Raw genomic sequence first — 24,443 nt, 5'->3', positions numbered from 1 at the left:
GCGGTGCCCCCGGCGTCACCCTGCCCAGCGCCGCGCTGTCGCTGCCCGAGCCGTACGCCGCCGCGCTGCGCACCGGCCCGGTCCCCGTCGTCGGACGGCTGGAGGCGGGCCGCTGCCTGCTCGATCTGCGCGCGGTGCCCGAGCAGGACGACGCACGGCTGGCCGATGCCGTGCGCCGCGCCCGGCCGGCCGAGGAGAGGCGGACGTGATGCGGGTGCTCGCCACCGCCGGCCATGTCGACCACGGCAAGTCCGCGCTGGTACGGGCCCTCACCGGCATGGAGCCCGACCGCTACGAGGAGGAGCGGCGCCGGGGCCTCACCCTGGACCTGGGCTTCGTGTGGACGCGGCTCGGCGCGGACGGCGACCATCTCGCCTTCGTGGACGTGCCCGGGCACGAACGCTTCGTGCCGACCATGCTGGCCGGAGCCGGACCGGTGCCCGCCGTGCTGTTCGTGGTCGCAGCCGACCAGGGCTGGCAGCCCCAGTCCGAGGAGCACCTGGCCGTCCTCGACGCGCTCGGCGTCCGGCACGCCGTCCTCGCCGTGACCCGCAGCGACCTCGCCGACCCCGAAGCCGTACGCACCGATGCCGTCGAGCGGCTGGCCCGGACCAGCCTCGGCAAGGTCCCGGCGGTCGCGGTGAGCGCCGTCACCGGTGCCGGACTGGACGAGCTGCGTGGTGAACTGGCACGGCTGGCGGGCGAGTTGACAGACCCCGACCCCGGCGCCGACGTACGGCTGTGGCTCGACCGCGCCTTCACCGTGCGCGGACACGGCACCGTGGTGACCGGCACCCTCGGCGCGGGCACCCTGCGCGTCGGCGACCGGCTCGTCACCGGCGACGGCTCGGCCGTGCTCCGGGTGCGCGGGCTGCAGACCCTGCGCGAGGAGCGGACGGCGGTCAGCGGGGTGGCCCGGGTGGCGGTCAACGTGCACGGCCGGGGGGCCGACGGACTGCGCCGGGGGCAGGTGCTGCTGACCCCGGAGCGCTGGCCGAGCAGTGCGGTGCTCGACGTACGGGTCACCGGCGAGCCGGTCCGTGACCTGCCCCGCTCCGTCACCCTGCACATCGGCACGGCCGCCGTGCCCGTCACCGTCCGTCCGCTCGGCGAGGACACCGCCCGGCTCACCCTCGCCCGGAGTCTGCCGCTGCGGGTCGGCGACCGCGCGGTGCTGCGCGAACCGGGCGGCAGCCGCATGCCCTGCGGGTCCACCGTCCTCGACGTACGGCCGCCCCGGCTGACCCGGCGCGGCGCCGGGCGGGCGCGCGCCGCCGAACTCGCCACCCTGACCGGCAGCCCCGACGGCGCCGCCGAACTGCGCCGCCGCAAACTGATCCGGCGCGCCGACCTGCTGGCGATGGGCATCCCGGCCCCCGCCCAACCCGTCGCGGGGGACTGGCTGGCGGACGACACCTACTGGACCGCCCTGAAGGACCGGCTGGCCGGGGAGGTCGACCGGTACGCGAGGGAACACCCGCTGGAGCCGGGCCTGCCCGCCGAGGCGGCCCGCCGGCTGCTCGGTCTGCCGGATCGCGCCCTCGTGGACGCCCTGACCGAAACCACGCCCCGACTCCGCAGCGAGCAAGGCCGGTTGTACCGCCCGGACGGCCTTCGCCCCGCCCTGCCCCCGCCCGTCCGCGCCGCCGTGGACGCCGTGCGCGAGGACCTCGCCCGTACGCCCTTCCGCGCCCCCGAGGCCGGCCAGCTCGCCGAACTCGGCCTGGACCGCAGGGCGTTGGCCGCCGCCGTCACGGCCGGTGCGCTGCTGCGGATCGCCGACGGGATCGTGCTGCTGCCCGGCGCCGACGCCGAGGCCGCCGCCGTGCTGCGCACCCTGCCCCAGCCGTTCACGCTTCAGGAGGCCCGCCGCGCGCTGGACACCACCCGGCGGGTCGCCGTACCGCTGCTGGAGTTCCTGGACGCACAGGGTCACACCGAGCGCGTCGACGACCAGCGCCGGCGCTGCCGCACCGACGCCGTGAACGGAGGCGGACGGGAATCGAACCCGCCGGCCCGAGATCCTCGGGCCCCTCGGTTTTGAAGACCGGGAGGGCCACCAGGCACCCACACGCCTCCACCGCTCGTCAGGCTACTGCCCCAGGAGACCGCCGCCATGACATCGACATCCCCACCGGTCCACCCGGCGCCCGTCCGGCTCACCCAGTACGCCCACGGCGGCGGCTGCGCCTGCAAGATCCCGCCCGGAGAGCTGGAGGAGGTGGTGTCGGGGCTGGCCGTGCCCCAGCTCGCCGGGGGCGACACACCACTGCTCGTCGGACTCGCCACCGGTGACGACGCCGCCGTGGTCACGCACCGGGGAACCGCCGTCGTCTGCACGGCGGACTTCTTCACCCCGGTCGTGGACGACCCCTACGACTGGGGCCGCATCGCCGCCGCCAACGCGCTCTCCGACGTGTACGCGATGGGCGGCCGGCCGGTGCTCGCCGTGAACCTGCTGGCCTGGCCGCGCGACCGGCTCCCCTTCGACCTGGCCCGCGAGGTGCTGCGCGGCGGCCTGGACATCGCCACCGAGGCCGGCTGCCACGTCGGCGGCGGACACAGCGTCGACGACCCGAAACCCAAGTACGGCATGGCCGTCACCGGCCTCGCGGACCCCGAGCGGCTCCTGCGCAACGACGCCGGCCGGCCGGGCCTGCCGCTGTCACTGACCAAGCCGCTCGGCGTGGGCGTGCTGAACAACCGGCACAAGGTCACCGGCGAGCGGTTCGAGCAGGCCGTCGCCATCATGACGGCGCTCAACCGGGACGCCGCCGAGGCCGCCCTCGCCGCCGGGGCCGGCTGCGCCACCGACGTGACGGGTTTCGGCTTCCTCGGTCATCTGCACAAGCTGGCGCGGGCCTCGGACGTGACCGCCGTGGTCGACACCGCCGCCGTCCCGTACCTGGACGGGGCCCGGGAGGCCGTCCGGGACGGGTACGTCAGCGGCGGCACCCGGCGCAACCTCGAATGGGTCGCCCCGCACACCGACTTCGGGGACACCGACGCCGGCACCCGGCTGCTGCTGGCCGACGCCCAGACCTCCGGCGGCCTGCTGGTCGCCGGTGAGGTGCCCGGGGCGCCGGTGGTGGGGGAGCTGGTGCCGCGCGGGTCCCACTCGATCGTCCTTCGATAGGGCCGCTACGGCTCCGTTCCGGTGTGCTCGTCGATGCCCGCCCGGGCCCGGTACGCCCGCACCAGCTCCACCGAGGCCGGACCGCGCGGCCGCCGCCCGGGGCGGATGTCCACCGCGAACGCCTTCGACTCCTGGATGTGGACGTTCGGATCCAGCGACAGATGCAGCAGCTCGTTGGCCGCGTCCCCGGTGCTGTAGCCGTTGGGCCCCCAGTGGTACGGCAGCCCCACCTGGTGCAGCCTGCGTCCTTGCACCGTCAGCGGCGCGATCCGGTCCGTCACCAGCACCCGCGCCTCGATCACCGCGCGGGCGCTGACGATCGTCGCCCACCCGGTGTGTTCCAGGCCCCGCTCGGCGGCGAGCTCCGGGGAGACCTCGCAGAAGAACTCCGGCTGCAGCTCGGCCAGATACGGCTGCCAGCGGGACATGCCGCCCGCCGTGTGGTGCTCGGTGAGCCGGTAGGTGGTGGCCACGTACGGGAACACCTGGGAACCGCGCTCGTCACCGCTCGGCTGGTAGCGGTTGTCGGGGATCGTCGGCATCAACTGCCGTACAGGATTGCGCTGTTGGTCGTAGAGCAGGTTCGTAAACGGTGAGTCCTGCGGCTCGTAGTGGGCCGGCAGCGGGCCGTCGGTGAGTCCGGACGGCACATACAGCCAGGCCTTGCCGTCGGCCTGCATGATGAACGGGTCCGTGCCGGACAGCGCCGCCGGGCCGGTCGCGTCCCGGGGCGGCTGGTGATCGGGCGCCTTGTCCTTCTTGAAGTCGGGTACGTCGTGCCCGGACCACTCGCCCTTCTCCGGGTCCCACCACACCAGCGCCTTCCGCTCGCTCCAGGGCCTGCCCTGCGGGTCGGCGGAGGCGCGGTTGTAGAGGATCCGCCGGTTGGCGGGCCAGGCCCACGCCCATTCGGCGGCCACCCAGTCCTGTTCCCGGCCGGGCCTGCGGCGGGCGGCCTGGTTGACGCCGCCGGCGCGGACACCGCAGTAGATCCAGCAGCCGCAGGACGTCGAGCCGTCCGGCTTCAGCTGCTCGTAGGAGGACAGCGGATTCCCCTCGGCGTCGTGGCCGTTGATCTCGGCGAGGACGGCCTCCGCGTCCGGTTCGGCGAGCCGGCCCCTCGTCGGACAGTCCCAGGCCAGGTCGAGCACCGGCCGGTCCATCTCGTCGGTGGACCCGGCGAGCTTCTCCCGGATGATCCGCCCCAGGTGGTAGGTGAACCACAGGTCGCTGCGCGCCTCGCCGGGCGGCTCGACCGCCTGGTGGTGCCACTGCAGCAGCCGCTGGGTGTTGGTGAAGCTGCCGTCCTTCTCCGTGTGCGCGGCGGCCGGCAGGAAGAACACCTCGGTGCGGATGTCCTCGGTGCGCAGCTCACCGGTCTCGATCTCGGGCCCGTCCTGCCACCAGGTCGCCGACTCGATCAGCGAGAAGTCCCGGACGACCAGCCAGTCCAGGTTCGCCATGCCGAGCCGCATCACCTTGGAGTTGGCGTTGCCGACCGCCGGGTTCTCGCCGAAGAGGAAGTAGCCCTTGCAGGTGCCCTCCAGCTGGGCCATGGCCGTCTCGTACACCGAGTGGCTGCCGGTCAGCCGGGGCAGGTAGTCGAAGCAGAAGTCGTTGTCGGCCCTGGCCGCGTCACCCCAGTACGCCTTGAGCAGGCTCACCAGGTACGAGCGCATGTTGCCCCAGTAGCCCTTGTGGGCCGCGTCGGCCCGCACGAAGGCGTCCAAATCCTGGTTCTGGTGGGCGTGCGGCATCGGGATGTAGCCCGGCAGCAGGTTGAACAGGGTCGGGATGTCCGTGGAGCCCTGGATGGAGGCGTGCCCGCGCAGCGCGAGGATGCCGCCGCCGGGCCGGCCGATGTTGCCGAGCAGGGTCTGCAGGACACAGGCCGCCCGGATGTACTGCACGCCGACCGTGTGCTGGGTCCAGCCGACCGCGTAGGCGAAGGCGGTGGTCCGGTCGCGGCCGGAGTTCTCCGTGACCAGCTCGCACACCCGCCGGAACAGGTCCCGCGGCACCCCGCAGACCTCCTCGACCATCTCCGGTGTGTAGCGGGCGTAGTGCCGCTTGAGCACCTGGAAGACACAGCGCGGATGGGTCAGCGTCTCGTCGCGCTCGGGTTCGCCCTCGCCGATCACCGCGCCGCCGGCCCCGTGCGCCTCGCCGCGTCCCGCCTCGGCCACCGAACTGCCGCCGCGGGTGCGCTTCTCGTACTCCTGGTCGCGCTCCCCGGAGGCCGCCTGGATCTCGGTGCCCTCGTACTGCCAACTGGCGTTGTCGTAGGAGCGGTTCTGGGCATCCAGGCCGGAGAACACACCCGCAAGGTCCTCGGTGTCGCGGAAGTCCTCCCTGAGGATCACCGGGGCGTTGCTGTAGGCCACGATGTAGTCGCGGAAGTACTTCTCGTGCTCCAGCACATGGTTGATGATTCCGCCGAGGAAGGCGATGTCCGTGCCCGCGCGCAGCGGCACGTGCACATCGGCCAGCGCGCTGGTGCGGGTGAACCGCGGGTCGACGTGGACCAGCTTCGCGCCCCGCGCCTTGGCCTCCATCACCCACTGGAACCCGACCGGATGGCACTCGGCCATGTTCGAGCCCTCGATGACGATGCAGTCCGCGTTCTGCAGGTCCTGCTGGAAGGTGGTCGCGCCGCCGCGTCCGAACGAGGTTCCCAGACCGGGAACGGTGGAGGAGTGTCAAACACGCGCCTGGTTCTCGATCTGGATCGCTCCGAGCGCCGTGAACAACTTCTTGATCAGGTAGTTCTCTTCGTTGTCGAGGGTGGCCCCGCCGAGGCTCGCGATGCCGAGGGTGCGCCGGGTGCGGGTCTCGTCGACCTCCCACTGCCAGCCCGCCCGGCGTGCCTCGATCACCCGGTCTGCGATCATGTCCATCGCCGTGTCGAGGTCCAGACGCTCCCACTCGGTGCCGTGCGGACGCCGGTAGAGGACCTGGTGCTCACGGGCGTCCCCGGTGGTCAGCTGCAGGCTCGCCGCGCCCTTGGGGCACAGCCGGCCGCGCGAGATCGGGGAGTCCGGGTCGCCCTCGATCTGGGTGACCTTCCCGTCCTGGACGTACACGTTCTGGCCGCAGCCCACCGCGCAGTACGGGCAGACGGACTTCACCACCCGGTCGGCCGTGGCCACCCGGGGCTGCAGCCGCTCGCTGTGGCCGCTCTTCACCGCGGCACCCCGGCCCAGCGGATCGGTGCCCGTCAACTGCCGGTAGGCCGGCCAGGACTCGATCCAGGTGCGCACGCCCACAGCCACTCCTCCCGCTCGGACTCCCGATTTTCCCGCATGTGCGCGGTGACGGCATCTCTCGCCCCGGTGCGCGGCGGAGTACCCCGGCCGCGCACGGCCAAACGGACCCGGCAGGTGTGAGGGGGCCAGCGGGCCGCCGCCCTGGCTCCGACGCCCCCGGCACTCACGCGAGGCAGCGTCACATCTCCGGGAAAGTCTTCACGCCGGCGTCGATCGCCGCCGCCTGTTGTCCGCCCGGCCCGCCGGAGTGCTGCGCGACGGCGCGGCGCTGACGCTCGCCGGAGGCCACGCGTCCTTCGCGGCGGTCGCCGGGGATCGGACTGCGGGTTGCGGGTGCCGGCAGCGGGGGGGGGCGGAGGGCGCGCCACGACCCGGAACAGGCCGCGGCACATGTCCTGGCCGTGCTGCCCGAGCCGGCCGTGCACACCCGGACGTGTCCGGCGGCGTACGGGCCCTGCGCGCGGCCGGATACCGGCGGCGCCCTGACGACACGGCTGCGCCGACACCACCCACGCGGTGCCAGACCGGGCCGGACCGACCGACTGCTTCGAGGCCCGGTCTTTTCGGGGGCGCGTGCGGTGGTTCTCGTTGTCGGCGGCGGGCCTGGCCGGTCTGGGTGTCACCGTGTCGGTCGCCGTCACCCGGGTGGGCCACCCGGGTCAGGTCTGCCGGGCGTGCATGGGGCTGTTGGCGACCTCGTCCGGGCACTTCCGGTGCGAGGGGCGCATGCGCCGGTCGCGCCGCCAGTCGGACGTCGCGAGCGCGAGCGACGCCACCATGCCGACGAGGGCGGCGCCCAGCGCGGTGACGACGGCACCGCGGTAGTCGTGACTCCTGCCGAGCACCAGGTAGAAGAAGCCGGGCAGGGCCGCGGTGCCCACCGCCGCACCCAGCCGCTGACCGGTCTGCAGGGCGCCGCCCGCCGCACCCGCCATGCGCACGGGCACGTCCCGCAGCGTCATGGTGATGTTGGGGGAGACCACGCAGCCGCTGCCGACACCGCCGAGGAACAGCACCGGGGCGGCGACCCAGGGCGCGCTGCCGAGGGGCGCGAAGCGGAGCAGCAGCGCCGTGCCGCCCAGGCCGAGGATCACGCCCGTCAGGCCGCACACGGTGAGCAGGCGGCCGAAGCGGTCCACCAGCCGCCCGGCGACCACGGCCGCGCCGGCCGAGCCCAGGGCGAAGGGGGTCACGGCGAGCCCGGACCGGAGCGGGGAGAAGCCCAGACCGTGCTGGTAGAAGAGCGCGAAGACCAGCCACACACCGCTGAACCCGACGAAGTACAGCGTGCCGACCCCGGCGCCGACGGCGTATCCGCGCACGGTGGTGAACAGACGCGGATCGAGCAGCGGCTGGGCGCCCCGCGCGACGAGGCGGCGCTGCCACTGAGCGAAGACGGCGAGGACCGCCACGCCGACGAGGAACAGCCACCACACGTGTCCGATGCCGCCGGAGTCCGCCTGCACCAGCGGGAACATCACCGCGAGGACGCCGAGGCCGAGCAGCACGACGCCGGGCAGGTCCACGCGTCCCCGTCCGGACCGGCGGGTGCGGGGCAGCAGGCGGCGGCCCAGCAGGACGGCCAGGATGCCGATGGGAACGTTGACGTAGAAGATCCACCGCCAGCCCTGGGCGCCGGAGGCCAGGGCCAGGATGGCGCCGCCGGTGATGGGTCCGGTGGCGGACGATATGCCGACGGTGGCGCCGAAGAAGCCGAAGGCGCGGCCGCGTTCGGCGCCGCGGAACATCTGCTGGATCAGCGCGGAGTTCTGCGGGGCCATGAAGCCCGCCGCCAGCCCCTGGGCGAGCCGGGCCACCACCAGCAGAGTGATGCCGGGGGCCGCCCCGCAGGCCGCGCTGAAGACCACGAAACCGCTGAGGGCCAGCAGGAAGATGCGGCGCCGGTCCAGCGCGTCGCCGAGGCGGCCGGCGGTCACGAGGGCGAGGGCGAAGGCGAGCGCGTATCCGGACACCACCCACTGCACCTGCGCGGGGGAGGCGTGCAGATCGCGCTGGATCGTGGGCAGGGCGACCGCCACGATCGTCACGTCCAGCAGGCTCATGAAGCCGGCCACCAGGGTGACCCACAGGGCCCGCCACCGACGGGGATCCGGCTCGTATCCGACCTCCTGACCGCCCGCGTGCCGACCGCCCGCCGCTGACGCCGACGCTGTCACAGGGGCTCCTCTCGCCAGGCCCGGACCCGGATCACCAGCGTCTCCCGGGGCGGACCAAGTTCCCCACGCGGTACGGAACACACACCGCGGCGCGCCCTCGGCAGGCCGCGACCACCGTGCTCGCACGCGCCACCGGCACCTCTGGCGCGGTCCATGCCGCCCCTGCGGTGCTCACGCCGTCAGCGGCCGCGCCGCTCCAGCCGCTCCCGCTGCGGTACGACGGTGTACTTCGGATCCTCCGCGGAGGCAACCCCGGCGTGGAACACGCCGAAGCGCAGGGCGGCCGAGCCGGTGAGCAGCGCCGCTCCGGCCGCCGGCGCCAGGCGCCGGTCCCGCCCGCAGCACAGGGCGAGGGCCGCGCCACCCGCCGTCAGCGCCTCCGCCGCCCGCAGCAGCAGGTGCGGCCTGCCCTGCTCGAAGGGCTCCGCGGTCAGGCCCATGCGCCGCTTCATCGCCTGGAACGCGCCCAGTTCCAGAGCCGCCCCGAGTACGGCCAGCCGGCGGGCCGGCCCCGTCTGGTCGGCCGGGGCCGCGGCCAGCGCCAGGCCGGAGGCCGCGGTGGCGGCCGAGCCCGCGAAGACGAACGGCAGCTCGCGGTGGCCCTCGTGCCAGGACGGCACCGCCGTGTCCGAGAGCAGCACCGCCGTGTACGTGGCCACGGCCGGGCCGAGGACGGCGGCCGCCGCGGTGGCGGCCGAGCCCAGCAGCCGGTACCGGCCCGCCACCTGGGTCACCGCGGCGGTCAGCGTCAGCGGCGCGTACCCCGCCAGCAGCCACGAGCCCACGCTCATGGGGGACGTGGGCTTGAGGACGCGCAGCATGTTCAGGAACCGGGCCGGCCTGCCCAGGTCGTGGACGAGCGCGGCCAGCGACAGGGAGATGGCGCCGGCCGCCCCGAGCTTCGCGGTAGCCGCGAGCCCCGGACGGCCGGTGACCTGGGCCCCGGCCGCGAGCAGCGAGGACGCCCCGGCCAGACCGCCGAGATACAGGTAACCGGCGATGTCCAGCGGCTTCCACGTCGGCTTTTTCAGCACGGGTTTGCCGTAGTACGAGGAGAACGCGGCGTCCGGAACCATCGGCTGCTCGCCCCGCCCCCGCCGACGTCGCCGGCGTCCCCCGCTCCCGCCCGCGCCCGTCGGCGCCTGCCTGCCGGGCCGTACGCCCCGCACGCCGTCCCGGGTGACGTCCGACTCGCTCATCGGGGCCCCCTCGCGAAGCTGCCCAGGGCCAGGGCCACCAGCGAGCCGGCGGCCAGCGCCGCGTGCCGCCACATGGCGGGGAGGTCCCGGGTGGTGACCACCGGGTCGGGCGGGAGGCCGTAGACCTCCGGCTCGTCCAGCAGCAGGAAGAACGCGCCGTCGCCGCCGACGCCGTCGTCCGGGCTCTCGCCGTACAGCCGTGCGTCGGGCACGCCGGCCGCGTGCAGCTGCGCCACCCGGGCCTGCGCCCGCTCCCGCAGCTCCTCCAGCGGGCCGAACTGGATGGAGTCCGTGGGGCAGGACTTGGCGCAGGCGGGCTCCATGCCGGTACCGAGCCGGTCGTAGCACAGCGTGCACTTCCACACCCGGCCGTCGCCCTCGCGCTGGTCGATGACGCCGTAGGGGCAGGCGGGCACGCAGTAGCCGCAGCCGTTGCAGATGTCCTGCTGGACGACGACCGTGCCGAACTCGGTGCGGAACAGCGCCCCGGTGGGACACACGTCCAGGCAGGCGGCGTGCGTGCAGTGCTTGCACACGTCGGAGGACATCAGCCAGCGCAACTCGGTACGGCCGTCCGGCGTGAGGGGGGAGATCTGCCCGGCGGGCGCGCCCTCGGAGGCCTGCCCGGGCGGGGGAGTGGTGGCACCGGGGCCGGGGGAGGAGGCGTCGGTCCCGAGGCGGGCCGCGGCGGCGAACACGTCGACGTCCTCGTGCGCGACCCCGGGTTCCTGCCCGCCGAGCGGCTTGCGCTGCTCGACGAAGGCAACATGCCGCCAGGTGTCGGCGCCCAGGCCCTGGGTGTTGTCGTACGACATGCCGGTCCAGACGAGACCGTCCTCCGGGATGGCGTTCCATTCCTTGCACGCCACCTCGCACGCCTTGCAGCCGATGCACACCGAGGTGTCGGTGAAGAAGCCCATCCTCGGCGGGGCGCCCGGGTAGCCGGAGTCCCCGGCCACGTCCGGCTGCGGGCCGTACCACAGATGTCCGCGGACCTCCTCGCGGTCCCTCATCGCCGTACCTCCTCGCTCATGACGGCTCGCCCCTCGGACCGGTGGGCCGGCATCTCCACGTCCTTGCCGGAGTACCAGCGGCTCAGGGCTGTGCGCAGCCGGTACGGGTGGAAGCAGCGCCAGGCGACCGTGCGGGACAGCAGGGGCTTCCGACCGTGCTGGGCCCCTCACTCTCGGTGCCCTGTCTCGAGCCTGGCACGGGTGCCCCGGCTCCGCGCGCCCGAAACGGCGGCCGGGCTCGTTCGCCGCACCGGCGCGGGGGCTACCCGGTGCCGCGGACGGTGTGCGGGGCGAGGAGGCGTGCGTGGTGAACGTGTCGTGTCCCTGGGCCGTCGCGGCCCGGCAGCGGGCCTGGGACCTGGAACGGCCTGTGACTCGGGTCCCGGCAGGCAACGATGCCGCCCCGGACGCTCACTGCTCCTCGGTGGTGAGCGGCACGGTGGCGCTGACCCGCTTGCCGTGGGGCAGCCAGGTCACCTCGAGGGCGCGGGAGAGCATCGCGACGAGGTGCAGCCCGTGCCCGCCGACCCGGCGGGGATCGGGAGGGCGCCGCAGGGGCGGGTCGGGGGAGGTGTCCGACACCGTGATGTGCAGGGCGCCGGCGCCGGGCAGCACTTCCAGGCTGAGTGTGCACGGGCCGGGGGCGTGCTTGGCCACGTTGGTGACGAGTTCGCTGGTGACGAGCCGGGCGTCCTGCACCGCGCGTCTCGGGGGTGCGGGTCGCACCTCGGCAAGCAGCGCGGCGACGGCGTCCCGGGCATCGCCGATGGCGGCCACCGCGTCGTCCCAGGTGCGGCTGCAGCGCAGGAGCGCGGGACGGGCCCGCGTCCTCGTGTGCGTCCCGGGCGGGATGTCCATACGTCGTTGCCCTTTTCGTCCGGCGCCAGAGGCCCTTCCTGTGCATACGGGAACGTCCCGTCCTCTGCGCGGATACCCGCTGGACCGTCGATCAAGGGCACGTATGCCGCGATTCCTTCGGTTGCCCACGATTCCCAGGTCGCAGGCCACGGACGGGTCGGTGCCTGAACGCGGCTCGCCGGGAGCCTGATTACTTACCTTTGGTTGAACAGCCCAGACTGATAAACCTATCGTTAGTAATTGTGGACACGGTTGCACTCGCCGCCGCACTGCGGCTGGCCATGGGCCGGATCGTCCGCCGACTGCGCCAGGCGCACGCGGTCGGCGACGTGACGTTGTCCGGCGTCTCGGTGCTGGCCCGGCTGGCCCGCACCGGTCCGGATTCGCCCGGCTCCCTCGCCGAACTGGAACGCGTCCGGCCGCAGGCGATGGCCAGCACCCTCGCCGGGCTCGAACAACGCGGACTGGTGAGCCGTACCCCCGACACGGCCGACGGCCGCCGGGCCATCGTCTCGATCACGGACGACGGGCGGACCATGCTGGAGCAGCGCCGCTCCGAGTCCGTGGCCCGGCTCGCCCGCGCTCTCGAGGAGTTGACCCCGCAGGAGCGGCAGGCCCTGGACGACGTCCTGCCCCTGCTCGACCGGCTGGCGGAACGACTGTGACCGGCCGTACGCCCGCCGCGGGCATACGCGGCCGGCTCCTCGCCCGCTCGGCCCGCCTCAGGGAGACGGCGCCGGGCCCCGGCTACAAGTGGGTCGCGCTCTCCAACACCACCCTCGGTGTCCTGATCGCCACGATGGACGCCTCCATCGTGATCATCTCGCTGCCGGCCATCTTCCGCGGCATCGGCCTGGACCCGCTCGCGGCCGGCAACATCGGCTACCTGCTGTGGATGATCCTCGGCTATCTGCTGGTGTCGGCCGTCCTGGTGGTCGTGCTCGGCCGGCTCGGCGACATGTTCGGCCGGGTCCGCATCTACAACCTGGGCTTCCTGGTCTTCGCCTGCGCCTCCGTCGCCCTGTCCCTCGACCCGTTCCGGGCCGGCGCGGGCGCTCTGTGGCTGATCCTGTGGCGGATCGTGCAGGCCTTCGGCGGGTCCATGCTCACCGCCAACTCGGCCGCCATCCTCACCGACGCCTTCCCGGCCCGGCAGCGCGGCATGGCCCTCGGCATCAACCAGATCACCGCGCTCGCCGGGCAGTTCCTCGGCCTGCTCGCCGGCGGCCTGCTGGCCGCGGTCGACTGGCGGGCGGTGTTCTGGGTGAGCGTCCCGGTCAGCGTCACCGGCACCGTCTGGTCGTACCTGAGCCTGCGCGAGACCTCGGCCGGCGCACGCGGCCGGATCGACTGGCTCGGCAACCTCACCTTCGCCTCCGGCGCGGGCATCCTGCTCGCGGGCATCACCTACGGCATCCAGCCCTACGGCGGCCACTCCACGGGCTGGACCAACCCCTGGGTGCTGGCCGGCCTGATCGGCGGTGTGCTCCTGCTGCTGGTGTTCGCCCGCGTCGAGACGCGGGCCGCCGAGCCCATGTTCCGGCTGTCGCTGTTCCGTGTACGTGCGTTCGCCGCGGGCAACCTGGCCGCCCTGCTCACCGCGATCGCCCGCGGCGGACTGCAGTTCATGCTGATCATCTGGCTGCAGGGCATCTGGCTGCCGCTGCGCGGCTACGACTTCGAGGACACCCCGCTGTGGGCCGGCATCTTCATGCTGCCGCTCACCCTCGGCTTCCTGGTCGCCGGCCCCGTCTCCGGCTACCTGTCCGACCGCTTCGGCGCCCGCTTCTTCTCCACCGCGGGACTGGTCGTCGTCGCCGGTTCCTTCCTCGGTCTGCTGGCCCTCCCCGTGGACTTCGACTACGGCGTCTTCGCGATGCTGCTCCTGCTCAACGGCCTCGGCCAGGGCATGTTCTCCTCGCCCAACACCTCCTCCATCATGGGCAGCGTGCCCGCCCGTCACCGGGGCGTGGCCTCCGGGATGCGCTCCACCTTCCAGAACTCCGGTACGGCCCTGTCCATCGGCGTCTTCTTCTCGCTGATGGTCTCCGGCCTCGCGAGCACCCTGCCGAGGACGCTCGGCAGCGGACTCCAGGCGCACGGCGTGCCCGCCTCGACCGCACACCAGGTGGCCTCGCTGCCCCCCGTCAGCACCCTGTTCGCCACCTTCCTCGGCGACAACCCGGTCGGCCATCTGCTCGGCGGCGGCACCCTGGACCGTCTGACCGCCGCCCAACGGGCCACCCTGACCGGCCACACCTTCTTTCCGGAACTGGTCTCCGGGCCCTTCCACCACGGCCTGACCATCGTCTTCGGCGTCGCCGCGGGCATGGCCCTGGTCTCCGCGCTCGCCTCCGCCCTGCGCGGCGGCCACGTGCGCGCCGACGACGACACCCCGCAGGCGGGGGCGGACCACTCGGCGCGGGCCCGGCCCACGCGTACCTCGCCCTAGAAGTCGCGGCGGGAGCACACCCGGAGCCGTGGAGACCGGGGTACGTCGAAGCTCCCCCAGCACTGTTCCGAACCAGAGGAGCCCCGGACCATCGACCACAGGCCGTGGTCTCCATTCCAGTGTGCGTCGACGGCACAGGTGCACACAACCGTGCACGCGCCACCCGGCCGGGGCGAGGCGTCGGCCTGCCGGATGGGCTGCTTGCCTTTTCGTCGCGGGAGGGAACAGGGTGGAGGAAGCAGCGTTCAGGAAGCGGTGAGGGGCTGCCAGCCGATGTCGGTGGGTGAGGCTCTGTGACGGTAGAGGCCACGGTCACCGTGCAGCCGGTGACCGAGCAGGCGGTGGTGCTCCGACTGACGGGAACTCTCGACGCCCGCGGCGCCGGAGTGCTCGGACGCGAACTGGACCTGCGGCTGCGGCGGGCCGACGAGCGGGGCCTGCGGCTCGTCCTGGACATGTCCGGTGTGCGGGAGGTGAGCAGCACGGCGGTGCACGCCCTCGACCTCCACACCCGGCACCGCGCCGCCGGACCCGTCCTGGTCACCGGGGCCACCCCTCAGGTACACCGGCTGCTCACGACGACACCGCTGCCGGGCATCCGCCTGTACCCGAGTCTCGAGGGCGCCCTCGCCACCCTGAGCAGTGTGCGTGCGAGCCGGGCGTACCCGTCCGCGGACGTCCCCGGTGAGGTCTTCGGCCTGCGGGCCAAGGCCCGCACCAGCGGGATCATCGGCATTGCCCAGGGCATCCTGATCGCCCGGTACTCGCTGCCCGGACCCGCTGACGCCTTCGCCCTGCTGCGCGCGGCCTCCCAGCACCACAACGTGCCGCTGCGGGTGGTGGCCTCGGCCGTGGTGACCGCACCGCCGCCGCTGACGGAACGGGAGTGGTTCCCCGGGCGCCGGCACACCCCGCCACCCGCCCTCGGGTTCCCGCAGGCCGACGCCGTGGACCCGCGGGACGGGCGGCAGGTGCTGAGGGCGGCCCTGTACGCGGCGGTGACGCTGGCGGACGCCGACGCGGCCGAGATCCATCTGACCGACAAGGTGCAGGACGAGGCGCTCGTACTCGAGGCTCATCACGGGCTGGACGCGGCCTACCGTGACTGTCTCGCGCTGGTGGCCGGACCGCCCGCGGTGTGTGCGCGGGCGCAGATCGCCGGCCGGCCGGTGACCGTGGCGGACGTGGCCGCGGAGCCGGAACTGGCCGGTCATCCGGTGGGCCGGGCGGCGCTCGCGGTGGGCAGCCGAGCGCTGCACAGCGTGCCGATGACGACGGACGCCGGCGACTGCCACGGAGTGATCACGCTGCACCGCGTCGACCCCGGCGCGTGGCTGCACCCCGGTCAGGAGGCCGGTCTCGACGGCTTGGCCCGTGACCTCGCCATGTGGCGGTCCTGGTACCGGCGCACCGTGGTTCAGGACGCCCTGGAGCACCTGCACCGGCAGGCTGCCGGGGCCGGCTGAGCGGCCGGTCGGGGGGCGGGCCGGCCCTCGCCGACCCGCCGTACGACCTGCCGCTGGGCAGGGAGCGGGGACGCTAGCGGACGGTGCCCTCGTCGGGGACGCCCTGGCACATGTGGCACAGTTCGTGGTCCCCCTCGCGCGTGACGACGGTGCCCCAGCCGAGGCACACCTCGCAGTCGCGGGCGAGGTTCAGGTCGGGACGGGGAGGCAGGAGGGTGCTGCGGTGGGCTCCGGGTGCCATAGGCGAGCGGCTCCTTGGAAGTCGCGAGTGAACCTGAGGGCGCTGCAGTCCACGTTGACAACGCTGTCCTTACGACATCCATTATGTCCGCTTTATTCCCGATGTCTGTGGCGAATGTCACAGAATGCCTATCTCTGGCCCGGGACCGCCGGGCCCGCTCACCCCAACTGGCCCAGCCGCGCCTCACGCCACAGGTCCACGCCGCCGTCGGTCGCGTACTTGTCGATCTCGGCCAGTTCCCCGGCGTCGAACCGGAGGTTCTCCAGCGCGGCGACGTTCTGCTCCAGCTGCTCGGTGCGCGAGGCCCCGATGACGAGCGACGTCACCCGGTCGTCGCGCAGCGCCCAGGCCAGCGCGAGCTGCGCCAGCGACTGTCCGCGGCGGGCCGCGATGTCGTTCAGGGCGCGCAGCCGCCGCAGCATGTCGTCCGTCAGCCAGGAGGCGTCGAAGGAGGTGCCGCGCGCCGCCCGCGAGTCGTTCGGCACACCGTCCAGGTAGCGGCCGGTGAGCAGGCCCTGGGCGAGGGCGGTGAAGCCGATGACCCCGAAGCCCTCCTCCTCGGCCACGTCCAGCAGGCCGTCCGTCTCGATCCAGCGGTTGAGCATGCTGTACGACGGCTGGTGGATCAGCAGCGGGGTGCCCAGCTCCCGCAGGATCGCCGCCGCCTGCCGGGTGCGCTCGGCGTCGTAGGAGGAGATGCCGACGTACAGCGCCTTGCCCTGGCGTACGGCGGTGTCGAGCGCCCCCATCGTCTCCTCCAGCGGCGTGGTCGCGTCCAGCCGGTGGGAGTAGAAGATGTCCACGTAGTCCACGCCCATCCGGCGCAGCGACTGGTCCAGCGAGGCCAGCACGTACTTCCGGGAGCCGCCGCCCTGCCCGTAGGGACCGGGCCACATGTCCCAGCCGGCCTTGGTGGAGATCACCAGCTCGTCGCGGTACGGCGCGAGGTCCCGCTTCAGCAGCCGGCCGAAGTTCAGCTCGGCGGCGCCGTACGGCGGGCCGTAGTTGTTGGCCAGGTCGTGGTGCGTGATCCCCAGGTCGAAGGCGCGCAGGGCGATCTCGCGCTGGGTCTCGAAGGGGCGGTCGTCGCCGAAGTTGTGCCAGTAGCCCAGGGACAGGACGGGCAGGTCCAGCCCCGATCGGCCGGTGCGCCGGTAGCGCATGGTGCCGTCGTAGCGTGCGGGGTCCGCGACGTGGGTCATCGGGTCCTCTCCGGGTGGTGCTGTTCGGGTCGCCCCTCCGTGTGCGGACGGGCTCGTCCACCCTGCGTCCGCGCGCCGCGCAAGTCCAACCGCCGTACCGGATGGGATTGAGCGGTTCCGTTTCTGAATCGGCCATGGGGGCAGGCGGTGATCGGTGGGCGGCGGAAGGAGGCGCTCGTGAGCGGTGCCGGTGCGCGGGGTCGGCGGGAGAGCCGAGGTGGCCCGCGGGCGCCGCAGGCCGTGGCACGGCTGCCCCTCCAGGTCCGCGAGGAGCTGACCCGCAGGCTTCGCCGCAACCGGCGGGCGTTCGGCAGGGGCGACGTCGAGGTCGTCGAGCCACCGCTGCTCCGGCGCGCCGTGGGTGCCTCCGCGCTCGGGAACTGCATGGAGTGGTTCGACTTCGGTGTCTACAGCTACCTCGCCGCCACCCTCGGCAAGGTGTTCTTCCCCGGCGCCTCCCCGGCCGCGCAGGTCATCTCCTCCTTCGCCACCTTCGCCGCCGCCTTCGTCGTCCGGCCGCTCGGCGGCCTGGTCTTCGGACCGCTCGGCGACCGGATCGGCCGGCAGAAGGTGCTCGCCACCACCATGATCATGATGGCGGTCGGCACCTTCGCCATCGGTGTCATCCCCGGCTACGGCACGATCGGCATCGCCGCACCCGTGCTGCTCCTGCTGGCCCGTATGGTGCAGGGCTTCTCCACCGGCGGGGAGTACGGCGGCGCGACCACCTTCGTCTCCGAGTACTCGCCGGACCGCAGGCGCGGATTCCTCTCCAGCTGGCTCGACTTCGGCACCTTCGTCGGCTACGCCCTCGGCTCGGCCCTCGTCACCGTGCTCAATCTGGCCCTGACGGACGCTCAGATGCTGTCCTGGGGCTGGCGCGTCCCGTTCCTGATCGCCGGACCGCTCGGTGTGATCGGTCTCTACATGCGGCTCAAGCTGGAGGAGTCCCCGGCCTTCCAGCAGCAGCTGGACGAACACGAGAAGGCCCTGGTGCAGGAATCGGCGCGCAGCGAGTTCAAGGACATCGTCCGCAACCACTGGGGGGAACTGCTCGTCTGCATGGGCCTGGTGCTGCTGTACAACGTCACCAACTACATGGTCACCGGCTATCTGCCGACCTATCAGACCGAGGTCCTGCACCGTACCAGCGGCTCCGCCGACGTCCTGGTGCTCGTCGGCATGCTGTGGATCGTGGTGCTGATCACCTTCCTCGGCCGGCTCAGCGACCGCGTCGGCCGGCGGCCGGTCTACGCCGTCGCGGCCGCCGCGATGATCGTGCTGGCGGTGCCCGCGTTCCGGCTGATCAAGGAGCACGGCACCTGGCCGCCGATCCTCGGTGTCCTGCTGCTGGCCACTCTGCTGGCCTGTTTCGCCGCACCGAGCGCGGCGACGCTGCCCGCCCTGTTCCCGACCGCCGTCCGCTACGCCGCGATGGGCATCGGCTTCAACGTCGCCGTCTCCGCCTTCGGCGGCACCACCCCGCTGGTGACCGCCGCGCTGGTCACGGCCACCGGTGACGACCTGATGCCGGCCTACTACCTGATGCTGGCCGGGGTCATCGGACTGCTGACGGTGAAGTTCCTGCCCGAGAGCGCCCAGGTGCCGCTCAAGGGTTCGCGGCCGATGGTCGGTTCGCGGGAGGAGCAGCGTGAACTGATCACCATGTCACGGCAGTTGTACGACTACGTGCAGCAACAGGACGGCGTGCGGCACACCTGAGGCACGCCCCTCCCGTCAGAGTCCTCGTTCGATCCTACGAACTTCTCGCGAGCCTGGTTACCGAGCTCCGCTGCATTTGATAGGAAACTTTCCTACCAGAATCTGCTACGGCCCAGCACGGACCAACCACCCACCCCCCACTCCCGCTTGGAGCCCTGTGGTGAACACAGACCGCGAGACCGCAGCCCCCGCGCCCCTATCCCGCCGGACCGTCGTCGCCCTGCTCGGCGCCACCGTCGCCTCCGGCGCCCTGCTCGCGTCCCAGCGCGCGACCGCCGCACCCGCGGCGTCGTCGTCGGGCCTCGACGACCCGGCGAAGAAGGAGATCGCCATGGAACTGGTGTCGAGCGCGGAGAACTCCTCGCTCGACTGGAAGGCCCAGTACAAGTACATAGAGGACATCGGCGACGGCCGCGGCTACACCGCCGGCATCATCGGCTTCTGTTCCGGCACCGGCGACATGCTCGACCTGGTCCAGCTCTACGCCGACCGTGAGCCCGGCAACGTCCTCGCCAAGTACCTGCCCGCGCTGCGCAAGGTCAACGGCTCCGACTCCCACCAGGGCCTGGACCCGAACTTCCCCAAGGACTGGCGCAAGGCCGCCCAGGACGCCGTGTTCCAGCAGTGCCAGAACGACGAGCGCGACCGCGTCTACTTCAACCCCGCGGTCGCCCAGGGCAAGGCCGACGGCCTGCGCACCCTGGGCCAGTTCTGCTACTACGACGCCATCGTCATGCACGGCGACGGCGACGACCCGACCAGCTTCCGCAACATCCGCAAGCGCGCCCTGCGCAGCGCCAAGCCGCCGGCGCAGGGCGGCGACGAGAAGACGTACCTCAACGCCTTCCTCGACGCCCGGGTGTGGGCCATGAAGCAGGAGGAGGCGCACAGCGACACCAGTCGTGTCGACACCGAGCAGCGGGTCTTCCTGCGCAAGGGCAACCTCGACCTCGACACCCCGCTCGACTGGAAGGTGTACGGGGACAGTTACCACATCGGCTGACGCGCGGGTGTCACAAGGCGTGCGGCAGGTCGACGGGTATGGGCACCTGAGGCCCCGCGCCGAGCCCGGCGGCCTGCCGCACCGTGATGCGCTGGATCACGACGGTCGCCAGGGCGGCGGCCAGCAGGTCGAGGCCTTCCGCCGCCACCAGGAGGGGCAGCGAGGTGCCGCCGTCCAGGTTCGCGGCGGTCAGGGACAGCGCCGCGTGCCCGACCCAGGCCGCCCACCACACGTTCACGAGGAGGTCTCCCCGGCCCGCGTCCGCGCCGTCGGGCGCGCTCGCGCGGTGGACGTCCTGCACGAGTCCGCGGGGCACCCAGAGATTGAACACCGGTATCAGCCAGGCCAGAACGGCCCAGGTGACGGAACCGGGGACCCTGCCGGGCGAGAGCAGCTCGGCGTTGCGCCGGCAGCGGGCGAACCAGAGGAGGAACAGCACGATCGCCGCCGTCATCACGTTCACGAAGATCATTGACACCCGGCCGGTATCGGAGGCGGTGGTCGTCGACGGATGCAGCAGATGAGCGCGGACCGTCAGCGCCCGGACGAGTTCGCCACCGGCCGCCGCCGGCACGGCGAACTGGGCGCAACGCGCGAGGAACCAAGGAGCCTTGGCGGCGGAACCGGTCACGGTGGAAGACCCGTCTGTGAGGGCGCCCAGCACATGCGGCAGGGCAGCGCGAAGATCGAAGGACCGGATCATAAGGCGGGGCGCACTCGCATGTCAGGGCCCTGACGAGCAAAGATGGGCGGTGAGCGACCGATCCGACGACGCGGAGGACAGGACTCATGCCGCACGAGCGAGCCGGCCGGCCGGCCGGTCCCGAGGACCTTGTCGACGTGGCCCGGCTGGTCACGGCGTACTACGCACTGCACCCGGACCCCGCCGACCCGGCGCAGCGGGTGGCGTTCGGCACCTCCGGGCACCGGGGCTCGTCCCTGGCGACCGCCTTCAACGAGGACCACATCGCCGCCACCAGCCAGGCCATCTGCGAGTACCGCACGGCCCAGGGCACCGACGGTCCCCTGTTCCTCGGCGCCGACACCCACGCCCTGTCCGAGCCCGCGAGGGTGACCGCACTGGAGGTGTTCGCGGCGAACGGCGTCACCGTGCTCATCGACAGCGCCGACGGCTACACGCCCACTCCCGCCGTCTCGCACGCGATCCTCACCCACAACCGGGGCCGCGCCTCCGGCCTCGCCGACGGCGTGGTCGTCACCCCCTCCCACAACCCGCCGGGCGACGGCGGCTTCAAGTACAACCCCCCGAGCGGCGGCCCAGCGGCCTCCGACGCCACCTCCTGGATCCAGGACCGGGCCAACGAGATCATCACCGGCGGCCTGAAGGACGTACGCCGGATGCCGTACGCGCGGGCGCTCGCCGCCGAGACGACCGGGCGGTACGACTTCCTCGGCGCCTACGTCGGCGATCTGCCGGGCGTGCTGGACCTGGCCGCCGTCCGCGCGGCCGGCGTGCGCATCGGCGCCGACCCGCTCGGCGGAGCCTCCGTCGCCTACTGGGGACGCATCGCCGAACAGCACGGCATCGACCTCACCGTGGTCAACCCGCACACCGATCCCACCTGGCGGTTCATGACGCTGGACTGGGACGGCCAGATCCGCATGGACTGCTCCTCGCCGTACGCCATGGCCTCTCTCATCGAGCAGCGCGACCGGTTCCGCATCGCCACCGGCAACGACGCCGACGCCGACCGGCACGGCATCGTCACCCCGGACGCCGGCCTGATGAACCCCAACCACTACCTCGCGGTCGCCATCTCCTACCTGTACCGCCACCGTGACCAGTGGCCCGCCGGCGCCGGCATCGGCAAGACGCTGGTCTCCTCCACGATGATCGACCGGGTCGCCGCAGACCTCGGCCGCCAACTGGTCGAGGTTCCGGTCGGGTTCAAGTGGTTCGTGGACGGACTGGTCGACGGTGCCATCGGGTTCGGCGGCGAGGAGTCCGCCGGCGCCTCCTTCCTGCGTCGCGACGGCTCAGTGTGGACCACCGACAAGGACGGCATCATCCTGGCCCTGCTCGCATCCGAGATCACGGCCGTCACGGACCGGACCCCTTCGGAGCACTACGCCGACCTGACGGCCCGCTTCGGCGAACCCGCGTACGCCCGCATCGACGCGCCCGCGACCCGCGAACAGAAGGCGCTGCTCGGCACGTTGTCACCGGCCCAGGTGTCCGCCGACACGCTCGCCGGCGAAGCCGTCACGGCCGTCCTCACCGAGGCGCCCGGAAACGGCGCCGCGATCGGAGGCATCAAGGTGACCACGGACAATGCCTGGTTCGCGGCCCGCCCTTCGGGCACGGAGGACGTCTACAAGGTCTACGCCGAGTCCTTCCTGGGCCCGGACCACCTCGCCCGGGTGCAGCAGGAGGCCCAGGCGGTGGTGCTGGGCGCGCTCGGCGGCTGAGGAAGGGGCGGCACGGCGCGGCACGGGCTCGGTCCTGCTGCGAGTTCCGCCGCGGTCAGGAGTCCGGCGGCCCGACGCGGTCAGGTCTCCTGACATGGGTTCCACTGCTGTCAGGAGACCGGGCCGGGCCGCGGAGTCGGGCCCGGCCACGGAGTTCCCCCGGTCACGGAGGCCGCCCGGCCGAATCAGCCGCGGCCGCGTCCCTGTTCCAGTCTGTCCAGCACCGCCTGCGCCATGGCTTCCTCACCTGTGGCGTTGGGGTGCGCCGGGGCGGCCGGCGCGGCCGGCTGGAGCGGTTCGATCCAGCGGTCCGCGGGCGCCCTGCACATGTCGTGGCCGACTGTGGGGCCGTAGGTGTCCACGTACTCGGCCCGGTTCACCGCGGCCACCACGCGCAGCATCAGGTTCAGCCGCTTCTCGGTGTCCCGGAGGTAGGGGAAGTCCTTCTGCGCGAACGGCACCTGCGGGAAGCAGCCACTGCCGTCGTCGGGCAGCAGGTCCGGATAACCGACGACGACCACGCGCGCGTGCGGCGCCCTCGCGTGCACGGCCCGCAGCACCCGGTCGACCTTCGGCGCGGCCTGTACGATCGCGAGGGCCAGCTGGTCGTAGCCGGACGCCTTGTACGAGCGCTCGCAGGGGTTGCCCGTCGGGTCCTGGGCGGCCAGGTGGGCGCAGGTGTTGATGATCGGGCCGAAGCCGACGTCGTTGCCGCCGATCTGCACCGTCACCAGGTCCGTGCCACGTCGGACGGCGTCGAGCTGGGGCGCGTTGGTGCCCTGCGCCTGCCACATCTCGGCGGTCGTCGCGCCGGCGCAGCTGACGTCCTTGAAGGTGCTCACCTGACGCCCGTCCGCCACCAGCGAGGGGTAATTGCGGTCGGACCGGGCGCAGTTGGCGTCCACCTGCTGCGGGATTCCGGGGCCCGAGGTGTAGGAGTCGCCGAGAGCGACGTAGTCGATGCCGTGTCCGTGTTCCGTGGTGTGCGCGGAGGCCGGTGCCGTGGCGGCCGCGACGAGGACGCAACCGCCCACCGCCGCCCCCAGTACGGCGGCTCCCCGCCGGCCTCTCGCCCCGCCCGCCGCACGTGTGCCGTTCGCCATGGATCCTCCCCCTGAGACCGGTTCATCGCACGGTGCCGGCACCGGAGAGCGGCCCTCGCGCGTTCGACTGAGTCTGTATACCGTCCGGTAGGTCGCGCGGACCAGAAGCGGGAAGCAACGAGTTCAGGCGCGTGGAGGCACCTGCGCCGGCTTCCGGGCGGGACGGGATCCGCAACCAGGCGAGGGTGCCGCCGAGTGGCGTAGTGGCGATGAGTTCGCCGAGCACTGCTCGCCTGATGGCATGTCAGCTCTCGCTTTCGGTGCGGCGGCCACGTGTCCGAGTTGATGATCCGTCAGTCGAGCGCGCCCTCGGGCTGACTGGTGTCGTGCGCGCGACCTGCAAGTTCGTCGTGATTGCTGCGGCAGTACTCGGCGCGGCGTGCCTGCTTGGGGCGCAGGCAGCCGAGTGCTGCGCGCTACACCATCCGGTGGCTTCTGATCGTATCAGCGTTATTTCCGGCCTCGATTTCCAGATCATTCCACTAACGACCCATCAGGACTGACCCGACGTCATCAAGCTCTGACCCAAGTCGAGGAGAGTGGAGAGAATGACGACATCGCCGCGACGGCGATCCGTTCTGGCGTCAGCTGCCACCATCGCCGCGCTCACTGCAGGCGCGCTCGCGAACCCGTGTGCCGCCTATGCGCATGATCACACCACCCCGCAACCTCCCTACCCGAAGGGGCTCGACTACCCGCTTCATCCCGAGAGGCCGGAGTCTCCGGTCAAGTCGGTCTATCCGAGTCATCCCGAGAAGCCCGTACACCCGGTGAAGCCGGTCTTTCCGGAGCGGCCTGTTCACCCGGTGAAGCCGGTCTATCCGGAGAAGCCTGTTCACCCGGTGAAGCCCGAGTTGCCGCAGCGGCCGGTGAAGCCTGAGTATCCGGTGAAGCCGGTGAGGCCTGAGTATCCGCAGCGGCCGGTCAAGCCGGTGTATCCGGTGAAGCCTGAGCTGCCGGTGAAGCCTGAGCTGCCGGTGAAGCCTGAGTTGCCGGTGAAGCCGGTGTATCCGGAGAAGCCCGTGCAGCCCGTGAAGCCGGTGTATCCGGTGAAGCCTGAGTTGCCGGTGAAGCCGGTGTATCCGGTGAAGCCTGAGTTGCCGGTGAAGCCGGTGTATCCGGTGAAGCCTGAGTTGCCGGTGAAGCCGGTGTATCCGGTGAAGCCTGAGTTGCCG

General features: G+C 72.4%; 18 protein-coding genes, 1 tRNA gene and 2 pseudogenes. 11 read left to right on the top strand and 10 right to left on the bottom strand.

Annotation, left to right across the window (positions count from 1 at the left end; translation table 11 throughout):
• Positions 1–209: L-seryl-tRNA selenium transferase (locus ABT288_RS35440; RefSeq protein ID WP_351616848.1), on the top strand; the 209-nt coding region annotated here is incomplete at its 5' end.
• Positions 209–1,951: pseudogene (locus ABT288_RS35435) on the top strand (SelB domain-containing protein); the annotation flags it as partial. The gene ABT288_RS35440 and the pseudogene ABT288_RS35435, both read left to right, overlap by 1 nt.
• A 35-nt stretch (positions 1,952–1,986) precedes the next feature.
• Here the strand turns inward: ABT288_RS35435 and ABT288_RS35430 are convergent.
• Positions 1,987–2,079 (bottom strand) — tRNA-Sec (locus ABT288_RS35430).
• A gap of 37 nt (positions 2,080–2,116) precedes the next feature.
• On the opposite strand from ABT288_RS35430, the gene selD reads away from it, so the two are divergent.
• Positions 2,117–3,136: a selenide, water dikinase SelD gene (selD, locus tag ABT288_RS35425; RefSeq protein ID WP_351616839.1), complete on the top strand. Its 1,020-nt coding sequence runs from the start codon at positions 2,117–2,119 to the stop codon at positions 3,134–3,136.
• Positions 3,137–3,141: 5 nt separating this feature from the next.
• Here the strand turns inward: selD and fdh are convergent, their stop codons facing one another.
• The 5 genes from fdh to ABT288_RS35400 all read right to left on the bottom strand — a co-directional run bounded on the left by fdh (position 3,142) and on the right by ABT288_RS35400 (position 11,649).
• On the bottom strand, positions 3,142–6,402 hold the full coding sequence (fdh, locus tag ABT288_RS35420) for a formate dehydrogenase (RefSeq protein WP_351616836.1): 3,261 nt from the start codon (positions 6,400–6,402) through the stop codon (positions 3,142–3,144).
• Between the two features lie 659 nt (positions 6,403–7,061).
• Positions 7,062–8,579, bottom strand: coding sequence for an MFS transporter (locus ABT288_RS35415; RefSeq protein WP_351616834.1), 1,518 nt, complete (start codon positions 8,577–8,579; stop codon positions 7,062–7,064).
• 179 nt (positions 8,580–8,758) lie between these two features.
• A complete protein-coding gene (gene nrfD / locus ABT288_RS35410) occupies positions 8,759–9,778 on the bottom strand; it encodes an NrfD/PsrC family molybdoenzyme membrane anchor subunit (RefSeq protein WP_351616831.1) in 1,020 nt (339 codons plus the stop codon).
• Complete coding sequence (locus ABT288_RS35405) at positions 9,775–10,791, bottom strand: 4Fe-4S dicluster domain-containing protein (RefSeq protein WP_351616828.1); 1,017 nt, start codon at positions 10,789–10,791, stop codon at positions 9,775–9,777. Before ABT288_RS35405 ends, nrfD begins: the two co-directional genes overlap by 4 nt.
• Before the next feature lie 411 nt (positions 10,792–11,202).
• Positions 11,203–11,649: an ATP-binding protein gene (locus tag ABT288_RS35400; RefSeq protein WP_351616825.1), complete on the bottom strand. Its 447-nt coding sequence runs from the start codon at positions 11,647–11,649 to the stop codon at positions 11,203–11,205.
• Positions 11,650–11,891: 242 nt separating this feature from the next.
• On the opposite strand from ABT288_RS35400, the gene ABT288_RS35395 reads away from it, so the two are divergent.
• The 3 genes from ABT288_RS35395 (at position 11,892) to ABT288_RS35385 (ending at position 15,567) form a co-directional block, all read left to right on the top strand.
• Positions 11,892–12,314: a MarR family winged helix-turn-helix transcriptional regulator gene (locus ABT288_RS35395; protein WP_351616823.1), complete on the top strand. Its 423-nt coding sequence runs from the start codon at positions 11,892–11,894 to the stop codon at positions 12,312–12,314.
• Complete coding sequence (locus ABT288_RS35390; protein WP_502972905.1) at positions 12,311–14,101, top strand: MFS transporter; 1,791 nt, start codon at positions 12,311–12,313, stop codon at positions 14,099–14,101. The genes ABT288_RS35395 and ABT288_RS35390 overlap by 4 nt, the downstream gene beginning before the upstream one ends.
• A gap of 293 nt (positions 14,102–14,394) precedes the next feature.
• Positions 14,395–15,567 carry an ANTAR domain-containing protein gene (locus tag ABT288_RS35385; RefSeq protein ID WP_351616820.1) on the top strand — a complete coding sequence of 391 codons (1,173 nt, stop codon included), beginning with the start codon at positions 14,395–14,397 and terminating at the stop codon, positions 15,565–15,567.
• Between the two features lie 73 nt (positions 15,568–15,640).
• Here ABT288_RS35385 and ABT288_RS35380 read toward each other — a convergent pair whose 3' ends face one another.
• Both ABT288_RS35380 and mgrA read right to left on the bottom strand, forming a co-directional pair.
• The gene (locus ABT288_RS35380) at positions 15,641–15,808 is read right to left on the bottom strand and encodes a hypothetical protein (RefSeq protein WP_351616817.1); all 168 of its coding nucleotides are present in this window, start codon (positions 15,806–15,808) and stop codon (positions 15,641–15,643) included.
• A gap of 158 nt (positions 15,809–15,966) precedes the next feature.
• Positions 15,967–17,010: an L-glyceraldehyde 3-phosphate reductase gene (mgrA, locus tag ABT288_RS35375; RefSeq protein ID WP_351616816.1), complete on the bottom strand. Its 1,044-nt coding sequence runs from the start codon at positions 17,008–17,010 to the stop codon at positions 15,967–15,969.
• Between the two features lie 177 nt (positions 17,011–17,187).
• On the opposite strand from mgrA, the gene ABT288_RS35370 reads away from it, so the two are divergent.
• On the top strand, positions 17,188–18,732 hold the full coding sequence (locus ABT288_RS35370) for an MFS transporter (protein ID WP_450860324.1): 1,545 nt from the start codon (positions 17,188–17,190) through the stop codon (positions 18,730–18,732).
• Positions 18,733–18,889: 157 nt separating this feature from the next.
• On the top strand, positions 18,890–19,735 hold the full coding sequence (locus ABT288_RS35365) for a chitosanase (RefSeq protein WP_351616813.1): 846 nt from the start codon (positions 18,890–18,892) through the stop codon (positions 19,733–19,735).
• Positions 19,736–19,745: 10 nt separating this feature from the next.
• Here ABT288_RS35365 and ABT288_RS35360 read toward each other — a convergent pair whose 3' ends face one another.
• Positions 19,746–20,366 (bottom strand): DUF4328 domain-containing protein, encoded by a 621-nt coding sequence (locus ABT288_RS35360; RefSeq protein WP_351616810.1) that lies wholly within the window; start codon positions 20,364–20,366, stop codon positions 19,746–19,748.
• Between the two features lie 158 nt (positions 20,367–20,524).
• On the opposite strand from ABT288_RS35360, the gene pgm reads away from it, so the two are divergent.
• The gene (gene pgm / locus ABT288_RS35355; RefSeq protein WP_351616807.1) at positions 20,525–22,165 is read left to right on the top strand and encodes a phosphoglucomutase (alpha-D-glucose-1,6-bisphosphate-dependent); all 1,641 of its coding nucleotides are present in this window, start codon (positions 20,525–20,527) and stop codon (positions 22,163–22,165) included.
• Between the two features lie 185 nt (positions 22,166–22,350).
• Here pgm and ABT288_RS35350 read toward each other — a convergent pair whose 3' ends face one another.
• Positions 22,351–23,268, bottom strand: coding sequence for an SGNH/GDSL hydrolase family protein (locus ABT288_RS35350; protein ID WP_351616804.1), 918 nt, complete (start codon positions 23,266–23,268; stop codon positions 22,351–22,353).
• 209 nt (positions 23,269–23,477) lie between these two features.
• On the opposite strand from ABT288_RS35350, the gene ABT288_RS35345 reads away from it, so the two are divergent.
• Positions 23,478–23,771, top strand: a complete 294-nt coding sequence (locus ABT288_RS35345) for a hypothetical protein (RefSeq protein ID WP_351616801.1) — start codon at positions 23,478–23,480, stop codon at positions 23,769–23,771.
• Between the two features lie 45 nt (positions 23,772–23,816).
• Positions 23,817–24,443 (top strand): annotated as a pseudogene (locus tag ABT288_RS35340) (hypothetical protein); the annotation flags it as partial.

This window comes from Streptomyces sp. NPDC001093, from assembly GCF_040298985.1.
Taxonomy (GTDB): domain Bacteria; phylum Actinomycetota; class Actinomycetes; order Streptomycetales; family Streptomycetaceae; genus Streptomyces.
Note: the sequence above shows the minus strand (reverse complement) of the source record. Positions and strands in the feature narration are given on the sequence as shown.

Bases quoted from the DNA above. Each gene is read 5' to 3' on its own strand.
- selD (WP_351616839.1), top strand. From the start codon at position 2,117: ATGACATCGACATCCCCACCGGTCCACCCGGCGCCCGTCCGGCTCACC.
- nrfD (WP_351616831.1), bottom strand. From the start codon at position 9,778: ATGAGCGAGTCGGACGTCACCCGGGACGGCGTGCGGGGCGTACGGCCC.
- ABT288_RS35405 (WP_351616828.1), bottom strand. From the start codon at position 10,791: ATGAGGGACCGCGAGGAGGTCCGCGGACATCTGTGGTACGGCCCGCAG.
- ABT288_RS35400 (WP_351616825.1), bottom strand. From the start codon at position 11,649: ATGGACATCCCGCCCGGGACGCACACGAGGACGCGGGCCCGTCCCGCG.
- ABT288_RS35380 (WP_351616817.1), bottom strand. From the start codon at position 15,808: ATGGCACCCGGAGCCCACCGCAGCACCCTCCTGCCTCCCCGTCCCGAC.
- mgrA (WP_351616816.1), bottom strand. From the start codon at position 17,010: ATGACCCACGTCGCGGACCCCGCACGCTACGACGGCACCATGCGCTAC.
- pgm (WP_351616807.1), top strand. From the start codon at position 20,525: ATGCCGCACGAGCGAGCCGGCCGGCCGGCCGGTCCCGAGGACCTTGTC.
- ABT288_RS35350 (WP_351616804.1), bottom strand. From the start codon at position 23,268: ATGGCGAACGGCACACGTGCGGCGGGCGGGGCGAGAGGCCGGCGGGGA.
- ABT288_RS35345 (WP_351616801.1), top strand. From the start codon at position 23,478: ATGAGTTCGCCGAGCACTGCTCGCCTGATGGCATGTCAGCTCTCGCTT.